At 64.9% G+C, this 16,906-nt stretch carries 16 protein-coding genes; 7 read left to right on the top strand and 9 right to left on the bottom strand.

All coding sequences use genetic code 11. The annotated features are described in order from the left end of the window. Nucleotides 1–18: 18 nt before the first annotated feature. Together EV147_RS11720 and EV147_RS11725 are read right to left on the bottom strand one after the other, a co-directional pair. Entirely contained in the window at nucleotides 19–1,650 is a 1,632-nt protein-coding gene (locus EV147_RS11720) for an ATP-binding protein (RefSeq protein WP_130391758.1), read from the bottom strand. Between the two features lie 48 nt (nucleotides 1,651–1,698). Next, nucleotides 1,699–2,373: an alpha/beta hydrolase gene (locus EV147_RS11725; protein ID WP_130391366.1), complete on the bottom strand. Its 675-nt coding sequence runs from the start codon at nucleotides 2,371–2,373 to the stop codon at nucleotides 1,699–1,701. A 278-nt stretch (nucleotides 2,374–2,651) separates the two neighbouring features. Between EV147_RS11725 and EV147_RS11730 the strand changes: the two genes are divergently transcribed. Further along, nucleotides 2,652–2,909, top strand: coding sequence for a helix-turn-helix domain-containing protein (locus EV147_RS11730; protein WP_235844699.1), 258 nt, complete (start codon nucleotides 2,652–2,654; stop codon nucleotides 2,907–2,909). Beyond that, nucleotides 2,909–4,240: a type II toxin-antitoxin system HipA family toxin gene (locus EV147_RS11735; protein WP_130391368.1), complete on the top strand. Its 1,332-nt coding sequence runs from the start codon at nucleotides 2,909–2,911 to the stop codon at nucleotides 4,238–4,240. Before EV147_RS11730 ends, EV147_RS11735 begins: the two co-directional genes overlap by 1 nt. Nucleotides 4,241–4,582: 342 nt before the next feature. Here EV147_RS11735 and hutC read toward each other — a convergent pair whose 3' ends face one another. Further along, nucleotides 4,583–5,320: a histidine utilization repressor gene (gene hutC / locus EV147_RS11740; protein ID WP_130391369.1), complete on the bottom strand. Its 738-nt coding sequence runs from the start codon at nucleotides 5,318–5,320 to the stop codon at nucleotides 4,583–4,585. Nucleotides 5,321–5,597: 277 nt separating this feature from the next. On the opposite strand from hutC, the gene EV147_RS11745 reads away from it, so the two are divergent. Genes EV147_RS11745 through EV147_RS11755 form a run of 3 tightly spaced genes read left to right on the top strand, consistent with a single transcriptional unit; the run spans nucleotide 5,598 to nucleotide 8,430 of the window. Continuing rightward, nucleotides 5,598–6,608, top strand: coding sequence for a Bug family tripartite tricarboxylate transporter substrate binding protein (locus tag EV147_RS11745; protein WP_235844700.1), 1,011 nt, complete (start codon nucleotides 5,598–5,600; stop codon nucleotides 6,606–6,608). A 9-nt stretch (nucleotides 6,609–6,617) separates the two neighbouring features. Continuing rightward, on the top strand, nucleotides 6,618–7,622 hold the full coding sequence (locus tag EV147_RS11750) for an ornithine cyclodeaminase family protein (RefSeq protein WP_130391370.1): 1,005 nt from the start codon (nucleotides 6,618–6,620) through the stop codon (nucleotides 7,620–7,622). Between the two features lies 1 nt (nucleotide 7,623). Further along, complete coding sequence (locus EV147_RS11755; RefSeq protein WP_130391371.1) at nucleotides 7,624–8,430, top strand: phosphate/phosphite/phosphonate ABC transporter substrate-binding protein; 807 nt, start codon at nucleotides 7,624–7,626, stop codon at nucleotides 8,428–8,430. Nucleotides 8,431–8,436: 6 nt separating this feature from the next. On the opposite strand, the gene EV147_RS11760 is transcribed toward EV147_RS11755, so the two are convergent. Beyond that, nucleotides 8,437–10,008, bottom strand: coding sequence for a sensor histidine kinase (locus EV147_RS11760; protein WP_198680225.1), 1,572 nt, complete (start codon nucleotides 10,006–10,008; stop codon nucleotides 8,437–8,439). 214 nt (nucleotides 10,009–10,222) lie between these two features. Here EV147_RS11760 and EV147_RS11765 point away from each other — a divergent pair, with 214 nt between their 5' ends. Continuing rightward, nucleotides 10,223–10,927: an SDR family oxidoreductase gene (locus EV147_RS11765; protein ID WP_130391373.1), complete on the top strand. Its 705-nt coding sequence runs from the start codon at nucleotides 10,223–10,225 to the stop codon at nucleotides 10,925–10,927. 39 nt (nucleotides 10,928–10,966) lie between these two features. Here the strand turns inward: EV147_RS11765 and EV147_RS11770 are convergent, their stop codons facing one another. Next, complete coding sequence (locus tag EV147_RS11770; protein ID WP_130391374.1) at nucleotides 10,967–11,365, bottom strand: hypothetical protein; 399 nt, start codon at nucleotides 11,363–11,365, stop codon at nucleotides 10,967–10,969. Between the two features lie 249 nt (nucleotides 11,366–11,614). Between EV147_RS11770 and EV147_RS11775 the strand changes: the two genes are divergently transcribed. Next, nucleotides 11,615–12,043: a hypothetical protein gene (locus tag EV147_RS11775; protein ID WP_130391375.1), complete on the top strand. Its 429-nt coding sequence runs from the start codon at nucleotides 11,615–11,617 to the stop codon at nucleotides 12,041–12,043. Nucleotides 12,044–12,076: 33 nt separating this feature from the next. Here the strand turns inward: EV147_RS11775 and EV147_RS11780 are convergent, their stop codons facing one another. The 4 genes from EV147_RS11780 to EV147_RS11795 form a co-directional block, all read right to left on the bottom strand. Continuing rightward, nucleotides 12,077–13,048, bottom strand: a complete 972-nt coding sequence (locus EV147_RS11780; protein ID WP_130391376.1) for a helix-turn-helix domain-containing protein — start codon at nucleotides 13,046–13,048, stop codon at nucleotides 12,077–12,079. A 99-nt stretch (nucleotides 13,049–13,147) separates the two neighbouring features. Further along, nucleotides 13,148–14,062: a LysR substrate-binding domain-containing protein gene (locus EV147_RS11785; protein WP_130391377.1), complete on the bottom strand. Its 915-nt coding sequence runs from the start codon at nucleotides 14,060–14,062 to the stop codon at nucleotides 13,148–13,150. A gap of 65 nt (nucleotides 14,063–14,127) precedes the next feature. After that, nucleotides 14,128–16,212, bottom strand: a complete 2,085-nt coding sequence (locus EV147_RS11790; RefSeq protein ID WP_130391378.1) for a 2Fe-2S iron-sulfur cluster-binding protein — start codon at nucleotides 16,210–16,212, stop codon at nucleotides 14,128–14,130. Between the two features lie 44 nt (nucleotides 16,213–16,256). Then, on the bottom strand, nucleotides 16,257–16,874 hold the full coding sequence (locus tag EV147_RS11795) for a glutathione S-transferase family protein (protein ID WP_130391379.1): 618 nt from the start codon (nucleotides 16,872–16,874) through the stop codon (nucleotides 16,257–16,259). Nucleotides 16,875–16,906: the final 32 nt, after the last annotated feature.

Consider the following 16,906-nt stretch of genomic DNA (forward strand, 5'->3'; position numbering starts at 1 on the left):
GGAGGCGCGGCTGAGCTGCTACCCCCGGGTCTCGATTTCCCGGAACTGCGCGCACAGCCTGAACACCTCCGGGGTCAATGCCTTCTGCTTGGCCTTGCCATAGCGGGTCGCGAGTTTCATCAGTTCCTTGATGTCGCGTCCGCTGGCTTTCGGGTAAGTAGCGGTGAGCTGATTCACCAGTTCATCGTCCAGCAATGCGCCGCACTGCTCCGCTTGCAGACGCCACAGTCGCGACGCATCGTGGCGGTCCGGCGTCTCGTACTGGATGGTGGCAATACACCGCGACAGGATGGCATCGTCGACATCGCCGGTACGGTTCGTCGTCATGAACAGCAGGCCGCTGAAGTATTCGAGGGTGCGCAGGAATTCGGCAACGATCGCGTTGTGCTCCAGATCATTGTCGCGGCGCCGGATGTAGACGTCCGCCTCGTCGAGTAGCAGCACCGCATTCCAGCGCATGGCCCGCCGGAGTATCTCCATGAGGTGGGCCCCGACCGATGCGGCGGTCGTTCCCAACTGCCCGGAATGCACGCGGTAAAGCGGCCTGCGGACGATTTCAGCATAGACCTCCGCGGTCAGCGTCTTGCCCAGGCCGGGCGCGCCCTGGCAGAGGATGGTCGTGCCGCCCGACTTGCCCGGCACGAAATCCTCCACCAGGACATCCATGTGCGAGGTCAGGATGTCGATCAAGTCCCGGTGGTGGTCGGGCAGCACCAGCTTATCGCGCAGCTCCGGCCGGTATTGGTACTCAGCGAGGTGCTGCACATGGACCCAGACGTTCCGGTGCCACTCAAGATGGAACAGGTGCACGTAGCAGTGCAGCGGCAGTCTTTCGAAGCCCGTGGCGATGCCGGCCCGGCGCCAGAATTCCGCATCGCAGGTCACTTCGAAGCGGCGCTCCAGCCGCTCCTCGTCATTGATGCAACGCGCCGCCACGCCGTTGCCAAGGCGTGCCAGCGCCACGCCGCCCTTGCCTTCCACGGTGAACGCAGCGCCCCTGGCGAGATACTGCGCGCCAAAGCTGCGCTGGTAGCGCAGGAACAGTTGCGCATGCCGGTCGTACTCCTGCCGGAACTCCGCGCATTCCTTGAAAAAGCCGAACTCGGCCAGCAGTTGGGGAATGGTGCGGTCGACGATCTCGTCTTTCGTGATGATGATCGAGGTCGTCATGCCTGCCCGGCGCCGGGCGGGGTCGGTCAGTTCCGAGTTGGCCGACAGCATGGTGTTCGCCAGCATGTCGATGGCAACGTACGGCATGCCCTGCTCGGGCTGTACGTGGCGGATGCGTTGAACCAGCCACGGCAGCAGTACGCCGTCACGGCTGCGCTGGTAGAGCCAGCCGTCAATCACATCGCGCGACAGGTAGGCGACAAGCCCTGCCACCAGCAACTCCAGCCCCGGGATGGTGCGCGCCTGGGGTGCGTTGTAGATGTTGTCGAGCGCAAGCATCTGGAACAGCAGCTCCCGCTCGTTCTGCGCCTTGCTCAGCGTGTAAAGCGAGCTCAAGGACTGTGCATCGAACAGGCGGGCCGACACTGACATGCTGCCATGACAGATGCCGTGCTCCTTCAATTGCCGGGCCAGCGGCGACTCGGCGTCGACCATGGCAAGCAGCGGATGAATCAGGGACTGCGGAATCTCGAAATTCATGGATGGCACTCCGTTAGCAGCAATTCCTGCGGCTACCACGACAGGGGGCTAGGCCAGGAAGAAACGGATAGCCTCGGTCACGATTGGCGGCTGGATCGCATGCATGCCGTTGAATTCGACATACTCGACGTCGTAGCCAGCGGCTCTCAGCTTGGCGGCATTGGTACGGCCGCTGGTCTGCACGGGCAACTGCTCGTCTGCCAGACCATGTGCAATGAAGACTCTTGGTGTTCCTTCCTGCATGAAGACTGACATGAAGCCGCCTGAGAACGCGATGACGTGGCTGGCAATGTCGCCATTCGTGATACCGATCGAAAGCGCGTAGCTCGCTCCATCGGAGAAGCCGGCGAACGCCAGCCGGTCGCGCCGAATCCGATAACGGGTGCAGACGGCGGTCAACGCCCTGTTGAGGTTTTCCAGGTCGGGCCCGTTGCCCCCGATCACAATGTCCCACGTGGGAAAAGTCGAATGCGGCGCGAGTACCAGAAAGCCATGTGCGTCCGCATGGGGCTCGATGAACGGCAACACCTTCTCCGGAAAACCGCCGGCGCCATGGAACATGACCAGCAAGGGAACGGGCCCGGTACCGATCCCGGCCGGTACGTACAGCACGGCGTCCCGCTCGTCGGCAATTCCCAGCCGATGGCGCCCCGGCGGGAAATGGGCCTGTGAGGGATCGGGGGGCGTGAAAGCTATCCGGCCTAGCAGAGAGGGATCGAACATGGCGGGAGTGAGGGGGCGTGGTGTGATATGTAATATATCACCGTTCTCCTGGCGTGTGCCTTGTCCGTCGGCCGCAAGCTGGTCGTGTTACCGCAACTGCATGTGCGCCTTCCTAGCCGCCCGCACCTTTTCTTCACATGCATACGATGGAATGCATTACGCGATAAATACATATTTTAAGATGCAGAACCTTGTTTTCGGCAGCCGCGAGTTGCATACTAAAGCATGTCAAACCGCATTTCATGCATGCTATGTCATTACTTTCCGAGTCTCAGGCGATGCGTATCCGGCGCCAGCTTTCCATCTCCCAGTTGGGTCGGATGATCGGCATGGCGCACCAGAATTTGTCGGCCATTCTTCGCGGGGAGAAGGATAGTCGCGCCTCGACGTTCGAGGCACTGGCGGCTGCGATGGGCGCCGAATGGGTGATGGTACCGAGGGAAAATCTGGCCGAAGTGCGCCAGATTCTTGAGGGCAAAGGCAGCGGTCCCGACCGCAGTGCCCGTTCCACGCTGGACTATCTGCTGGACAAGTAATGGGATTTGAACTCCATCCACGCTATCTGGAAGTCCACCTTCACGGTCGGCTTTGCGGCTTCCTCTGCGAAGCCGGCGGGAATACGCGCTTCGTTCCGACCGAGGAATACCGGGGCAATAACGATCGCGACACGCTCAGTCTCTCCATTACCCTCCCGACCGAGATTGGCCGCGAGGCCACCTCGGAAGTGTTCGACAACACATTCCACCCGGCTATCTACAACACGGGCGGAGAGCTGCCCCCCTACTTCGCCGGGCTGCTGCCGGAAGGCGAACTGCGCAACCGTCTGGAGGCCACCCGAAAGAACCCGGAGGACAAGGACGATTTTGGTGTCCTTGCCTCCGCCGGCAATGATTTGCCGGGCGCTGTCGTGGTGAAGCCCGCCAACATTGGCGCCCTGCCCGAGTACGTCCGCACCTACGGCGTGACGGGCGGGGCGGATAACCTGGAGATTGCTGTCGTCGAGGGCGCCACGGAAGGCGCCGCGTCAGTCTCGGGCGTGCAGAACAAGCTGGCGCTGTCGACAATGCGCCGGGGCGAGCGTTACACGCTGCCCACCAGCGACAAGGTATCGGACATCATTGCGAAGCTGCCGGCCAGGAATGACGACTCTCAGGTGTTCAACGAATATGTCTCGATGCATCTGGCGGCGGCTGCCGGCGTGAACATCGCCCCGGTCCAGGTACTTCCGATGTCGAGCATCGACGTGCCCGACCTGGCGGATTGGATGGGAAAAGGCTTGCACTACCTTGCGGTGGAGCGCTTCGACCGCACCGCCACCGGCGGGCGCGTCCATGCAGAGGACGGGTGCCAGATGCTTGGCCGGATGCCGGGCAGGAAGTACGCCAAGCTTGACGAATACATCCGGCTGGTGGCCGCACTGTACCGGCTTAGCCCGAATGGATTCGAGAACGTACGGCAGTTTTTCGTGCGCCAGGCCGTCAATACACTCCTCGGCAACAGCGACGCACATCTCAAGAATTTCTCGGTGATCTACGCGGACCGGAAACTGCCCGAACTCTCGCCTGCCTACGACATCGTGTGCGTCGCCGCCCTGCCCAATTTCACGTCCTATGGCCAGAACGTCGCCATTGACGCGTTCCAGCGCAACGAGACCCTCGATCTGTATGAAGAGATCGCTGGAAAAGCCGGCATTCCCAAGCGGATCGCTACGGCGGCGGTCAAGGAGGCCGTGTCGCTGGCACACGCCCACTGGCCTGGTCTGCTGGAGGAGATGGATGCCTCGCCCGCGTTGCGTCATGTCATCGCCGAGCGTTTGGCCGATCTGCCGCTGTCCAGGGCCGGAAGGGGAGCGAGGAAGGCATCCTGATCGGTATCGGCCGCGCTGCCGGCCAAAGTCAGCGGCGGCGCGCAGCGTCGGCGGTCCGCCTACGACAGCGATTCCCGATTCGATGACAGCGAGTTAAGAGAAAGGACGATTCGTCGGCAATCCTCGCGGCGGTAACGTTGAGGCTGACCCTGTTGAGCGAAGAACCGCCTTGATTCTGACTGCCCACCACCGCCATCTCTCGCGTTCCGGCCACGCCGTACCGCCCGATAACGCCGCTGCGAGCATATCCGCGCTGATTGCGAGCACGCAGGCGCTCGCGCTTGCCACGCAGGCCTTGCGCACTTCCAACTTCCTCACACGCTTGCATCGTGCGGAAAGTCCCTACCCGGGCAACGCCGCGCCCAAAGCGCCCGCAAAGCTATAGCGCTGGCCCGGATGCCAGAGCACGACAACCGATGCCACCGCGTCGTGCGAGAAGGTGCGCCGGCGCAGCACGAGCGATGGCTCCGCCGGGCCAAGCGCAAGCATGTCGGCAATCTCTTCGGCGGGCACCCGCGCTTCGATCCAGTACTCCGCCCGCTGTAGCGGCGCCACGCGCATCAGGTGCTCGTTGGGCGTGGTGCTGGCGAACTCCGTATCAAGGTAGTCAGGTGCCAGGGCAGGATTGACCCACCGGTCTTCCACCTGGATGGGTGCATCGTCCTCGAAGTGCAGGATCACCGAGTGAAACAACGTGCTGCGCTCGGCAATGCCGAACTGCGCGGCCAGCGCGCGCGTGGCACGTTGCCGCTCCAGACGGTGGAGCGCGCTGCGATGCCGATGGCCGCGCCCCCGAATCTCCTCGGCAATGCTGCGGATCTCGACCACCGTGGCCTGATAACGCTGCTGCGCCACAAAGGTGCCCGCACCCTTCCGCCGCACCAGCACCTGCTCGGCCTCCAGTTCATTGAGCGCACGGTTCACGGTCATGCGCGAGACCCCGAAGGTGCCGGCCAGCGCAATCTCGGCCGGTATCGCGTCGCCTTCCTTCCATGTGCCCGCGCCGATCTGCGCCAGCACGTACTGCTTGATGCGCGCGAACGCCGGTACTGACGGATCTTCCTGGACGTGCGGGCGCATGGCGGTCTGACTCCCTGACGAAGTTGTGAACGACGGAATGATGCCACGCAACGGGGCATGGCCTTGCACGGCACTCGTGCCAGCCGCACCGTGGCCGTGCGCTAACGCGCCTGACGCTCGCATATGCGGAAACCGCTTTGCCTTATGCGAAAAGTTGTCTATACAGTAACGACCGGCCTGCGTAACATCAGTCTATACAACTCGACGTCGGGTACAAGATCGACGACGCGGGAATGTCGGGTCAATGTTTCGAATGTGGATGGACGGGGAGTCTCGCGTGAAGCGTATTCTGCGCAAATCGGCCGGCGAACGGCTGCTGTTCCTGGCGATGGGGCTGGCGGCCCTGTCGATGTCGGCCCTGCCGCGCCTGGCGTTGGCCCAGCCCGACGACTATCCGGCGCGCCCGGTGCGGATCATCGTGCCGTTCGCGGCCGGCGGCGTGGCCGATGCCCTGCCGCGCCTGATCGGCCAGAAGCTGTCCGAGGCGTGGGGCAAGCCGGTCGTCATCGACAACAAGCCGGGCGCCGCAGGCAACATCGGCATGGAGTCCGTGGCGCGCGCGACGCCTGACGGCTACACGCTCGGACTGGCGCCCGCGGGCAACCTGACCGTGAATCCGATCCTGTTCCGCAAGCTCACGTTCGATACGCGCGACTTCGTGCCGGTGACGATGCTGGCGGCGTCGCCAAACGTGCTGGTCGTCAATCCGTCCGTGCCGGCCCGCTCGCTCAAGGAACTGGTCGCCTATGCGCGGACACGTCCGGGCGAACTCAATTTTGCTTCGCCGGGCAGTGGCAGCGGCGCACACCTGGCGGGCGAACTGTTCAATCTCGACGCCGGCATCAAGACCGTGCACGTACCCTACAACGGCATGGCCACGGCACTGAACGACGTGCTCGGCGGCCAGGTGCAGATGATGTTCGGCGGCATCTCCACGGTGCTCCAGCACATCCGCACTGGCAAGCTGGTGCCGCTCGCGGTGGCGGGCCCGCATCGGCTGCCGCAGTTGCCCAACGTACCGACCGTGGCGGAATCCGGCTATCCGGGCTTCGACGTCACCTCCTGGTACGGGCTGGTTGCTCCGAAGGGAACACCTGACGCCGTGGTGCGCAAGTGGCAGGCCGACGTGGCACGCGTGCTGCGCGACCCCGATGTGCGCCAGAAGCTCGACGCCCTGGGCCTTGAGCCCGTTGGCAGTTCCAGCCAGGCATTCGGCGAAACCATCGCCAGCGAGACCACCAAATGGCGTGCCATCGTGCATCGCGCCAACATTTCCCCGTTGCAGTAAGGAGCCGCCATGCAAGAGCTTTACCTGACCTACCTCAACGGGCCCGATGTGGCCGCCCTGGCGTTGACCGATGCCGAGATCCTCGCCGCCGTGGAAGGCGCGCTCGCCGCGCAGGGACGCAAGCAGACCGTGATCGAACCGCGCGTGCATCTGGTGCCGGAATCGTCGGACAAGGGACATTTCAATGTCCTGCGCGGCTTTATCCAGCCGCTGCATGTGGCAGGCGTCAAGGTGGTGTCGGACTATGTCGACAACTACAAGCACGGTCTGCCCTCGGAAATGGCGCTGCTGAACCTGTTCGATCCGGACAACGGCGTGCCGCTGGCTGTCATCGATGCCACGGCGATCACCGACATGCGCACCGGTGCCGTGACCGCGCTCGGCGCACGGCACCTGGCCCGCCGGAACAGCAAGGTGCTCGGGCACGTGGGCGCGCGCGGCACGTCGTACTGGAATGTGCGGCTGCTCGATTCGATCTTCGATTTCGACGAGATCCGCGTGCACTCGCGTCGGCCCGAGAGCCGCACTGCGTTTGCCGAACGGCTCTCGCGCGATCTGGGCAAGCCGGTCATCGTCACCGAAGATTGGGAATCGTGCGTGCGTGGCGCCGACATCGTGGTCGAGGCGTCCCGCCTGCCCAGGCCGGAGCCCAAGCTGCTGACCAGCTGGATCAAGCCAGGCGCGCTCGTCATTCCGTACGGCACGATGAGTGCGGTGGAATTGTCGCTGACCGACATCATGAGCAAGATGGTGGTGGACGACTGGGGCCAGTGCCGCAAGGGTTTGCCCTACGGCGCGCTGCGCCAGCACGTGGACAGCGGACGCCTGAACGAAGAGAACCTCCACGCGGAGCTGGGCCAGATCGTCGCTGGCCTCAAGCCGGGACGCGAGCGCGACGACGAAACGATCCTGTTCTGGCATCGCGGGCTCTCCACGACCGACATAGCGCTCGGGCACGCCATGCTGACCAAGGCGCGCAACCTCGGGCTGGGCCAAACGCTACGGTTCGCCTGACATGGCAGCGGGCATCGCCTCAACGCGCATGTACAACGCCACGCCAGCGGTTGCGCAGGCGTGGCACGCACTGCTGTCGCGTGTCTTCGACGATCTGGGCTGGACGGTCGAGGTCATCCCGCACGCATGGCCAGCCCCGCTTCCGGCCCTGTGGCAACGTCCTGACCTGACCTGCGGCTTCATGTGTGGCCTGCCTTTCGCGCAAGGCATGGCACCCGTTGTGGCCCTGGCCGCGCCCGTGCCGGCGCCAGCCGGGTACGCGGGCCACGCCCGCTACCGCAGCGAGCTGCTGGTGCGGGATGCGAGCCCATTGCACACACTGGAGGATCTGCGCGGAACGCGTTTCGGCTGGATGGCACAGCACTCGCAGTCCGGCTATCACGCGGCACGCAGGCTGCTGGCGCCGTTGGCACATGGAGGCAAGCGCCTTTTTGCGGCATCCATCGGCCCGCTCGATACACCGATGCGCGCGCTGTCCGCGCTGCGTGATGGCGAGATCGATGTCACCGCGCTGGACTCGTTCTTTCTCGACCTGCTGCGCCTGCACGACCCTGCATGGCTCGATGGTTTGCGGACTGTCGCCACCACTCCCTGGACGCCGAATCCGCTCCTGGTCGCGTCAGCCGGCCTGCCTGAGCGCGCGCGTACCGATCTGGTGGACTGGCTGGGTCGCTTGCACGAGCGCTCGGACTACGCGGCCCTGCTCGCAGCCGTCGCCGTGAATCGATTCGAGCGGCCCGACCTTGCCGCCTACGCACGCCTGGCGAGCGATGCGGTCCAATCCCTCGGGTATCCGGAGATCCAGTAGCCGGCCTTATTCCGTCGAGCCCGCCCTGGCCACGGGAAGCGCGAAATGGAACGTTGTCTGTTCCTTCTCGTCGCGATCCACCCATAGCCTTCCCTGGTGCGCTTCCACGATCAGCCGGCTGATGCTCAACCCCATCCCGAGGCCCTCCTGCTTCGTGGTAAAGAACGGATCGAACACTTTCGCCGCGATACTCGCATCCATGCCGGAACCCGCGTCGTGAACCGACACTTCCACGCATTCGCCGGCCAAGGAGGATCGGATCGACAATGACCGCGCTTCCGGTGAGAGGGGCAGCATGGCCTCGATGCCATTGACCAGCAGGTTTCCCAACAGCTGCTGAAGCTGCACCTCGTCCCCCATGACCATCGGGATACCCGGTTCAAGGTGCAAGCGTATCTGCACCTTCGAACGAGCGGCGTCCCGCCGGAGATTGAGCACGGTCGTCTCGATCAGCGAGTTCATGTCGACAGGCTGCCGCCGGGTCGGATGCCTGGTCAGCAGCGACCGGATGCCAGCGATGATCGCGCCGGCCCGGTGACCGTCGAAGACCATGCGCTCGACGGACTCCAATGCCTCCGCCACCACGGGCCGGGGACGATCCAGCCAGCGAATCGCCGCGCTGCCGTTGGCCACGATGGCAGCAAGCGGCTGGTTGATCTCATGGGCAATCGATCCTGTCAGCGCGGTGAGTGCGGTCACTTTCGAGACGTGTTCCAGTTCCGCCTTCGTGCGTTCGAGCGTTTCCTCGATGCGTCGACGCTCGGTCAGATCCAGCACGAACGTGACGCGCTGACGGGAGTCCTCGTCCAGTCTCGTGGCGGTAACCAGTACCGGCGCACGACTGCCGTCGCGGCGCAGGAACTCCCGCTCGAACGGAGGAAGCACCTCGCCACTGCTGAATTGCGCTTCCCGACGCGCGATGGCCGGCTTCCATTCCTCGGGCGTCAGCACATCCAGCGACGCTGGCAGGCCGAAACCGCCGCCATAGCCAACGATTCTCAGAAACGCTTCGTTGGCCTCAAGGATCCGGCCGCCACGTTCCCATATGAAGATACCAAGGATGTTCGTGTTCAGGACCTCGCGGACCTGCGAGCCCCGCGCCACGGACGCATGAGCCCTGGCATTGCGCAGCGCCGTACCGGCCAGCCCACTGAGGAAACGCAGTTCGGCAAGGCCGGCCGCGGTAAGCCGCCCTCGCCTTTTCACGAACAGCACGCCGTGGAGTGCGCTGCCCGACTCGACGGCGGTGCAAAGGACAGTGCTTCCCGCGTCGCCGTGACGCTGGGCTTCAGGTGCGGGTACCCACGGCGCGCCAGCCTTCAGGATGTCCAGCGCCGCGGACAGCGGAACATCGGGGCTCCGAGTCGCCAGGCGAGACATCCCTGTCGTTGAAAGCACGTGCGCGTCCGGAAGGAAGGCCAAACCGTCCGCATCGCACTGGATCATCCCCGCCTGCTCGGCGCCAAATCTTTCGAACGCCGCCGACAACATGGCCCCGATGACATCCCCCGCATCGAGTTGCCCTGCAATAGCTCGCGTCCAGGCCATGGCCGTTGTGGTATCCAGTTTCTCCAGCATGTCTGAACGTAGTGGTGCGGGACGGCGTAGCCTGGCAAGGGACTGGCCCGCTCCCGGGTCGATGGCGGCCGTTGGAAACGAGTGCCCGTTGTGCCTGAAGCCAGACACAAAGACCATACGACCTTGGTGGTAGATGACATCGGGGCCAATCTGATGGCCCTGCTGCAAAGGAAAAATGGCGCTACCATCCCGCCATCATCGAAGGAGAACAACAATGACCGTTTCCAAGGTTGCCTTGATCACTGCCGGAGGCTCCGGCCAGGGCGCGGCCGCAGCGCGTCGGCTCGCGGAGGATGGATACCACGTGGCCGTACTGTCCTCGTCCGGGAAAGGCGAGGCGCTTGGCAAGGAACTGGGCGGGATCGGGGTGACCGGATCGAACCAGTCCGACGACGACGTAAAACGCCTGGTGGCGCTGGCCATGGAGAAGTGGGGCCGGATCGACGCCCTCGTGAATTCCGCCGGCCACGGGCCACGCGGCCCTGTGCTGGAGCTGACCGACGAGAATTGGCATGCCGGCATGGACGTGTATTTCCTGAGCGCGGTTCGCGCCATCCGGCTGGTGACGCCGGTCATGGAAGCCCAGGGCGGCGGTTCGATCGTCAACATCTCCAGCGCGTGGACGTTCGAGCCGGCGTCCATGTTCCCGACTTCCGCCGTTTTCCGCGCGGGACTTGCCAGTTTCACGAAGCTGTTCGCCGACACCTACGCACCGAAGAATATCCGCATCAACAACGTACTGCCCGGCTGGATCGACAGCCTTCCGGAAGTCGATGCGCGCCGGGAATCGGTGCCGATGGCACGCTATGGCAAGGCCGAGGAAGTGGCCGCGACCATCGCCTTCCTGCTGTCAGACGGCGCTGGCTACATCACGGGCCAGAACATCCGGGTCGACGGTGGATTGATGCGCTCGGTCTGACCGCACGCGGCTGAGCGTCGCGAGCCGGGGTCGCGGTGCTCAGTCCCGGCAGTAGCCTTCGCCGGAGCGAACGGTCAGGCAGTTCTTCTTGCCGGCGAGCCATTTCATGCCGGTCCCGGCGCCATCGCTGGCGCGGATCACTTCCCGCGTTCCGTCGCGCTCGAATTCGATGCCGCCGTCGGCATACCGGCCCTCGAACCTGCGCGGACCGTCGAGATTCTGCACGGTGACCTCGTATTTGCCATGGCCGCCCGCCAATTCAAGGAACGTACCTTCCGGCCCGGTCCACTTGCCGAGCCATTCGTCGGTGTGGGGTGCGCTGGCCGAAACGGGCGTGCCCTCCGCAGGCTTACTGGAGGACGAACTTCGGTCCGAGCAGGCGGCCACGAATGCCGAAGCGGTCAGCAAGGCGACGAGGGAGAGGCGAATGGTCTTCATCGGGCGATCGACAGGGCAAGGTAAGCGCGGATTTTCGCACGACGATGGCGCCCGCTCTGTCGGCGCCCCGCTGACTGTCGCCATGTCGGGCGCCGCGATCGTGGCGCACGAACTGCCGCGCCATATTGCTTGCGGTCTGGCGGACGACCACTGTATATTTATACAGTTGTCGTCGCGACTCCGAAAAATCTGCCCCGAGGCAGACCAGTGCGGCGACACGCTTCCTCTCCCTAATCTCGAAAGGCCATCATGTTCGTGGACCGCACCGAAATCCTCAACGCCGCCAAGGCACTGCGCGCCAGCCAGGAAGAAGCCAAATACAGCAAACTCGTCGCGCTCGCGAACAAGCAACTCAAGGCAATGCAGACGGCTATCCTGAAGGGGAAGGAGGAGTTCGAGACCACCCTGATCCTCGATATCAGCGACGAGAATCCCGAGACGGCTCTGGAGCCACGCGCCCATCGGCTGGCAGACGACCTCCGCGCGCAGGGCTACACCGCAACGGTCACCACGTTCGCCGAAGCCAGCGCCGACCGCAAGAACTGGACGCCGAACATCACGGTGGTCATCGGTCTCGGCGACATTGCCGCCGAAGGCGAGAATGCAACGGCGGTAGCCATGGCGACGGAAGATTCGGACCTCGTGCTGGCCGGCGAGGCTACCAGCGAAACGGCCTGACGGCGGTTCACGGCGATTGTTGAAGCGTGCAAGTCAGGACAGATAGGTCTGCCCCGCCCTCTCGCCTTCGGCCTCCCTCACCTGCGCCCGCCATCGCCCGGGGGTGGTGCCCGTGGATTTGCGGAAGACGTTGGTGAAATGCGCCTGCGAGTGGAACCCGGTCCGCATGGCGACGTCTGCCAGGGCGAGACGTCCTTCCGTCAGCAGCCGCCGGGCGATGTCCAGCCGGGCTTCAGTGAGATAGGTATGTGGGGTCATGCCGGTTGCGAGCAGAAACTGCGCGGCGAAGTGCATGCGGCTGAGTCCGGCCTGATCGGCCATGGCCTGTAGCGAAACCGTCTCGGCAACGTTCTCGCCGATGAAGTCCAACACCTTGCGCAGCCGCCAGGTCTGCAGCCCGGCATGCCTGTCCGTGGCTTGCGATTGCAGTTGGGCGCGCACGAGATAGGTGATGACGGTCTGACAGGCGTGGTCGATGAACGGCGTGGCCGAGGCATCCTGCAGGCTCGCCGCTTCAGACAGCGCGCCGACAAAACGTCCGAGGATCGGGTCGGCACGAAAACTCGGGTCCTCCAGCGTGAATCCGGCCGGAATGTGCTGGCCGCACCGGTGCAGCGTGTCATGCATCGTGGCAGCAGGTACGTAGAGCAGCACCGATTCCACCGGACGCTCGAACCGGCACCGCACCCGCTCTCCCGGTGGCGTCACCTGCGCGGCGCCGAACTGGCCGCCCCGTGTGAAAACGGCTGCCCCACCCATGTGATAGTCGACGACCGTATCGGAAAGCAGGATCTCGATCGTGTAGTGCGCGTTCAGCAGCGGCGACGTCAGGGTGCGGGGCTCGCGGCGCCGGTCGATCCATCTGCCCCAGGCGCACATTGGCACCCTGCCGTCGCGCAGCAGGCGCGAATGCCTGCGCCACGCAGCGTCTTCGCCAGCGGATGCGGCGTGCGGGTGAGCGGCGATCGGGGCAATGGCATCGACACGGACGGAAGACAGGTCCATAGGCTGGGCTTATAGGTTGGGTTCCCAGCCATTCTGGTAAACCCCTCGCCGCAACGCAATATGGCCGGCCGAGGTGGTCGATAAGCTGTGCTTATATCCTCAGGCGGCCATCCTGGCGGCCAATGCGGAAGACTCCTGCGCAAGCTGGAGGCGCATCTGCCGGATCACGCCCTTGGCGTGTTCAGAGAGCGGCGAGCCGGCGCGAAAGGCGATGACGCTGTTCAGCACCACGTCCACCGACAGCGGCCGGATTGTCAGCCCCCTGTCCAGATAGTCGGCAGCCACCAGCGGGTGTGATACCCCGACGCCCACCCCTGCCAGCGCCAGCTCGCAGACCGTGTGCGAATTGGGCGTTTCCACCAGCGGTTTCAGGAAAACACCAGTTTCGCCGAAGCGGGCCTCGAGTGAAATGCGCGTCGGGTCCGCCGAGTTCAGCGCGATGAACGGTTGCCGCTCAAGGTCCTGCGGAGCCACCGTCCGGCGCCGGGCCAGCGGGTGGCCATCGCGCATCACCGCTACCGCGTGTAGCTGGGCGAATGGCGAATGCTCCAACCCGGCCATGGACATGCCGGCCGCCATCAGTCCGAAATCCACCTTGCCGGCGGACACCGTTTCGTGAACCTGGTGCGTGTTCATGACCTGAAGCGACACCTGCACGCCCCGCTTTGCTGCTTCGAAGGCGGCAATCGTGCGCGAGATGAAACCGAGGCCGAAGGCCGGATTGATGGCGACTGTCAGGCGCCCGAGCCCGTAGGACCGAAGGCTCCGGATGCGATGTTCGATGTATTCGTAGCCGGCAAAGAACCGGTCGACGTCGTTCATCAGTGCGCTGGCCGCCGACGTGGGTTCGAGCCGGCCGCGCGTTCTGGAAAACAGGCTGACGGCGGCGGCGGTTTCGAGCTTGCGGATGGCCTGGCTGACGGCCGGCTGGGAGACGCCGAGCAGGACGGCCGCCTTGCTCATGCTGCCCGATGTCATCACCGCCCGGAAAATCTCGATCTCGCGTATGCCCATGTCTGTTTGTCTCCCGCCGAAGGCGCGGGCACTAGCTTACCTCAGCGTGGCAGGCGAGCCAGCCGTCAAAGGTCGAGCAGCAGGCGCGCCGCGCCGCCCGATGCCTGGTCAGCCGGCACGGCGCAGCAGATCAGCGCTTCATCGTTGCCGGTGCTGAAGGCCGGCGCCGTCAGATAGGCCACCGCGCCCTCGACGATCCTGGTACGGCAAGTGCCGCAAGTGCCGCCACGGCAGCTGAACTCGGGGCTCAGGCCGCGAGACTCGGCAAGATCCAGCAGCGTGCCATCGGCGGGGCTCCAGCGCGCCTCCTTGCCGGAGCGGACGAACGCGACCGGCGTGGGCACCTGTGCGGGGCGGCGGACCGGCGCTGTCTGCGGGGCGGCGGCGTCCTGCCGCCGCGCGAGGCCAGCGGGCCCGAATGCCTCAGCGTGAATGCGCGAATCGGCAATGTTGAGGTCGCGCAGCCCTTCGTACGTGGCCTGCATGAATCCGGGCGGTCCACAGAGATAGAAGTCGTAGTCGTCGAACGGCAAGGTGCGCCGCAACAGCGCCACGTCGATGCGTCCGGCGATGTCGTAATCCATGCCTTCCACGGCGTCCCCAGCTTCGGACAACACCTGCACCACACGCACCTTGCCCTCGGCCGCTTCAGCCAGACGCCGCAGTTCCCCGGTGAACGCGCGCTCGCCGAGCGACCTTGCGGACTGGAACACCCACGTCTGGCGCACCCTGCGCTTGCGCAGCCCTTCATACACCACGTGCCGGAGCATTGCCAGCAGCGGCGTGATGCCGACCCCGGCAGCGAGGAACACCGCGGGCCGGCGCTCGGCAGCATCCACGACGAACTGTCCGGCCGGCGCACGCGCGTCGATCACGCTGCCCACCTGCAAGCTGTCGTGAAGAAACGCAGAAACCAGCCCCTCACGCTTCACGCTGATCCGGTAGTGGCCGTCCGAGGGCGCGACCGAGATCGTATAGGTCCGGATGACAGGCTTGCCACACGCCGGCGGCGTAACCCGGATCGGCAGATGCTGCCCGGCCAGGTGCGGGACGAGTCCGGCGCCATCGGCGGGCTGCAGATGGAACGACCGGATCGTCGACGACTCGTCGACAATGTCGATGACGCGGAACGGCCGCCACGCGTTGGCCAGGGCCGCCGCCTGGATCCGCTCCGCGGCCTGTTCCCAGCTTCCGGTCATCAACGAGTTGGGCGACCAGCCGTCCGGCAGAAACTTCCAGCGAAGCGGGAGCGCTGCGGGGCGGAACACGACCTGTTGCGGCGTGAAGTGCCACAGTCGCTCGGCGCCCTGGAAGGCGCCGATCTCGGGGTGGTCGAGCGTGACCGAGGCGGTTCCGCTCAGTTGCAGCATGTCGCCGGTCTCGAAATCGACGAACGCGATGCCCGCGACGGGATTGACGACGAAGTTGCCCAGCGTGGCGAAGAACAGATTGCCGGCAAAGTCCGGCACGGTCAGCACGCCATCGGCGCCCACACGTACGAATCCGGCTTTGCCGCCCCGGCTCGATACATCAACCTGCCGCACGCCGCCGCCCTCGCCTTCGACATACGATGCCACGAACAGCATGTCTGCCGCCGCAATCAGCGCGCGCTCGCGCGGCCCCAGTTCGCCCAGCCGCTGCACGGGCGCGGGCGACGGCTCCGACGGGTCGCGCGCAAACGCAGGCTCACGCAGTTGAAGGTACTGCGGACAGTTGCCAAAGCTTTGCGACACCTTCACATCAAAGCCTGTCGCTGTCCGCTTCGCCACCGCGCCGTTCATCCGGTTGCGCCGGCGGGTCTGGAATTCCACGCCGAGCAGCCCGATCCCGGCCCCCTCGGCCAAGCCAGCACTGGCCGGATCGCGCGGGTCCGTCATCACCTCGACATGCAGCGTTGTGCTGGTGGGAGACTGCGTGAAGCCCGGCGGGCCGGCGAGCACGGTGGCCCAGGGCGCGCCAGCTTCGTCCACGGTGCCGAGCACGAGAAACGGAAGCCCCGTGAAGAACTGCCGGTGCTGGTCAGGCATGTAGTCACGGATCACCCGCCGGCCGACGTCGAGCATCCGTTCGGCGACGCCAAGCGTCCGTTGCATGGTCAGCTCGCCCGCATGCCAGGGCGAAGCCGTCTCGTTCGCGGTATCGGTTGCCATCGCCGGCCTCCATCGGGTTGCGGGTGTGTTCGACTCGGGCAGGCTTACTTTTCGGCCGCAAGCCCGACCGGCGTCTTGGCAAACGGCACGAAGCCGGGCAGGGATTCGATCCGCTGCAGCCAGGCATTGACGCTCCGATAGCCCGAAAGATCGACGTTTCCTTCCGGCGCGCGTGCAATGTAGCCATACAGTGCCACGTCGGCGATGGTGGGATGGTCCAGCGCCAGGAAGGTGCGGCCCTCAAGCTCCGCATCGATCAGCTTCAGGATCGCGTGCGACCGGCCAATCACTTCGTCTGCGTTGTAGCGCGCGCCGAAGACCGTGATCAGCCGCGCTGCGGCGGGCCCGTAGGCCACTTCACCGGCCGCGATGGACAGCCAGCGGTGCACGGCGGCGGCCGGCAGCGGCGCTTCGGGCAGCCAATCCGTCTTGCCAAGCTTCTTCGCCAGGTAGACCAGGATTGCGTTCGAATCGGCGATGACATCCTGTCCGTCGACCAGCACCGGCACCTGTCCGAAGCGGTTCAGCTTCAGGTACTCCGGAGATTTGTGCGCCCCGGCCGCGAGATCGACTTCGATCGCCTCGTGATCCACGTCGAGCAGCGACAAGAGCAGGCGCACGCGGTGCGAATGGCCAGACAGGTGATGGTAGTAAAGCTTCATGGCGGCAATCCCCGAAGTAGGTTGGTCCTTGG

It is taken from the genome of Cupriavidus agavae (genome assembly GCF_004217045.1).
Classification (GTDB): Bacteria; Pseudomonadota; Gammaproteobacteria; order Burkholderiales; family Burkholderiaceae; genus Cupriavidus; species Cupriavidus agavae.

Excerpts from the sequence above, each read along its gene's own strand:
- EV147_RS11750 (WP_130391370.1), top strand. The coding sequence starts at position 6,618 with ATGCAAGAGCTTTACCTGACCTACCTCAACGGGCCCGATGTGGCCGCC.
- EV147_RS11775 (WP_130391375.1), top strand. The coding sequence starts at position 11,615 with ATGTTCGTGGACCGCACCGAAATCCTCAACGCCGCCAAGGCACTGCGC.
- EV147_RS11725 (WP_130391366.1), bottom strand. The coding sequence starts at position 2,373 with ATGTTCGATCCCTCTCTGCTAGGCCGGATAGCTTTCACGCCCCCCGAT.
- EV147_RS11755 (WP_130391371.1), top strand. The coding sequence starts at position 7,624 with ATGGCAGCGGGCATCGCCTCAACGCGCATGTACAACGCCACGCCAGCG.
- EV147_RS11785 (WP_130391377.1), bottom strand. The coding sequence starts at position 14,062 with ATGGGCATACGCGAGATCGAGATTTTCCGGGCGGTGATGACATCGGGC.
- EV147_RS11780 (WP_130391376.1), bottom strand. The coding sequence starts at position 13,048 with ATGGACCTGTCTTCCGTCCGTGTCGATGCCATTGCCCCGATCGCCGCT.
- EV147_RS11720 (WP_130391758.1), bottom strand. The coding sequence starts at position 1,650 with ATGAATTTCGAGATTCCGCAGTCCCTGATTCATCCGCTGCTTGCCATG.
- EV147_RS11735 (WP_130391368.1), top strand. The coding sequence starts at position 2,909 with ATGGGATTTGAACTCCATCCACGCTATCTGGAAGTCCACCTTCACGGT.
- EV147_RS11760 (WP_198680225.1), bottom strand. The coding sequence starts at position 10,008 with ATGCTGGAGAAACTGGATACCACAACGGCCATGGCCTGGACGCGAGCT.
- EV147_RS11795 (WP_130391379.1), bottom strand. The coding sequence starts at position 16,874 with ATGAAGCTTTACTACCATCACCTGTCTGGCCATTCGCACCGCGTGCGC.
- EV147_RS11790 (WP_130391378.1), bottom strand. The coding sequence starts at position 16,212 with ATGGCAACCGATACCGCGAACGAGACGGCTTCGCCCTGGCATGCGGGC.
- hutC (WP_130391369.1), bottom strand. The coding sequence starts at position 5,320 with ATGCGCCCGCACGTCCAGGAAGATCCGTCAGTACCGGCGTTCGCGCGC.
- EV147_RS11770 (WP_130391374.1), bottom strand. The coding sequence starts at position 11,365 with ATGAAGACCATTCGCCTCTCCCTCGTCGCCTTGCTGACCGCTTCGGCA.
- EV147_RS11765 (WP_130391373.1), top strand. The coding sequence starts at position 10,223 with ATGACCGTTTCCAAGGTTGCCTTGATCACTGCCGGAGGCTCCGGCCAG.
- EV147_RS11730 (WP_235844699.1), top strand. The coding sequence starts at position 2,652 with ATGCGTATCCGGCGCCAGCTTTCCATCTCCCAGTTGGGTCGGATGATC.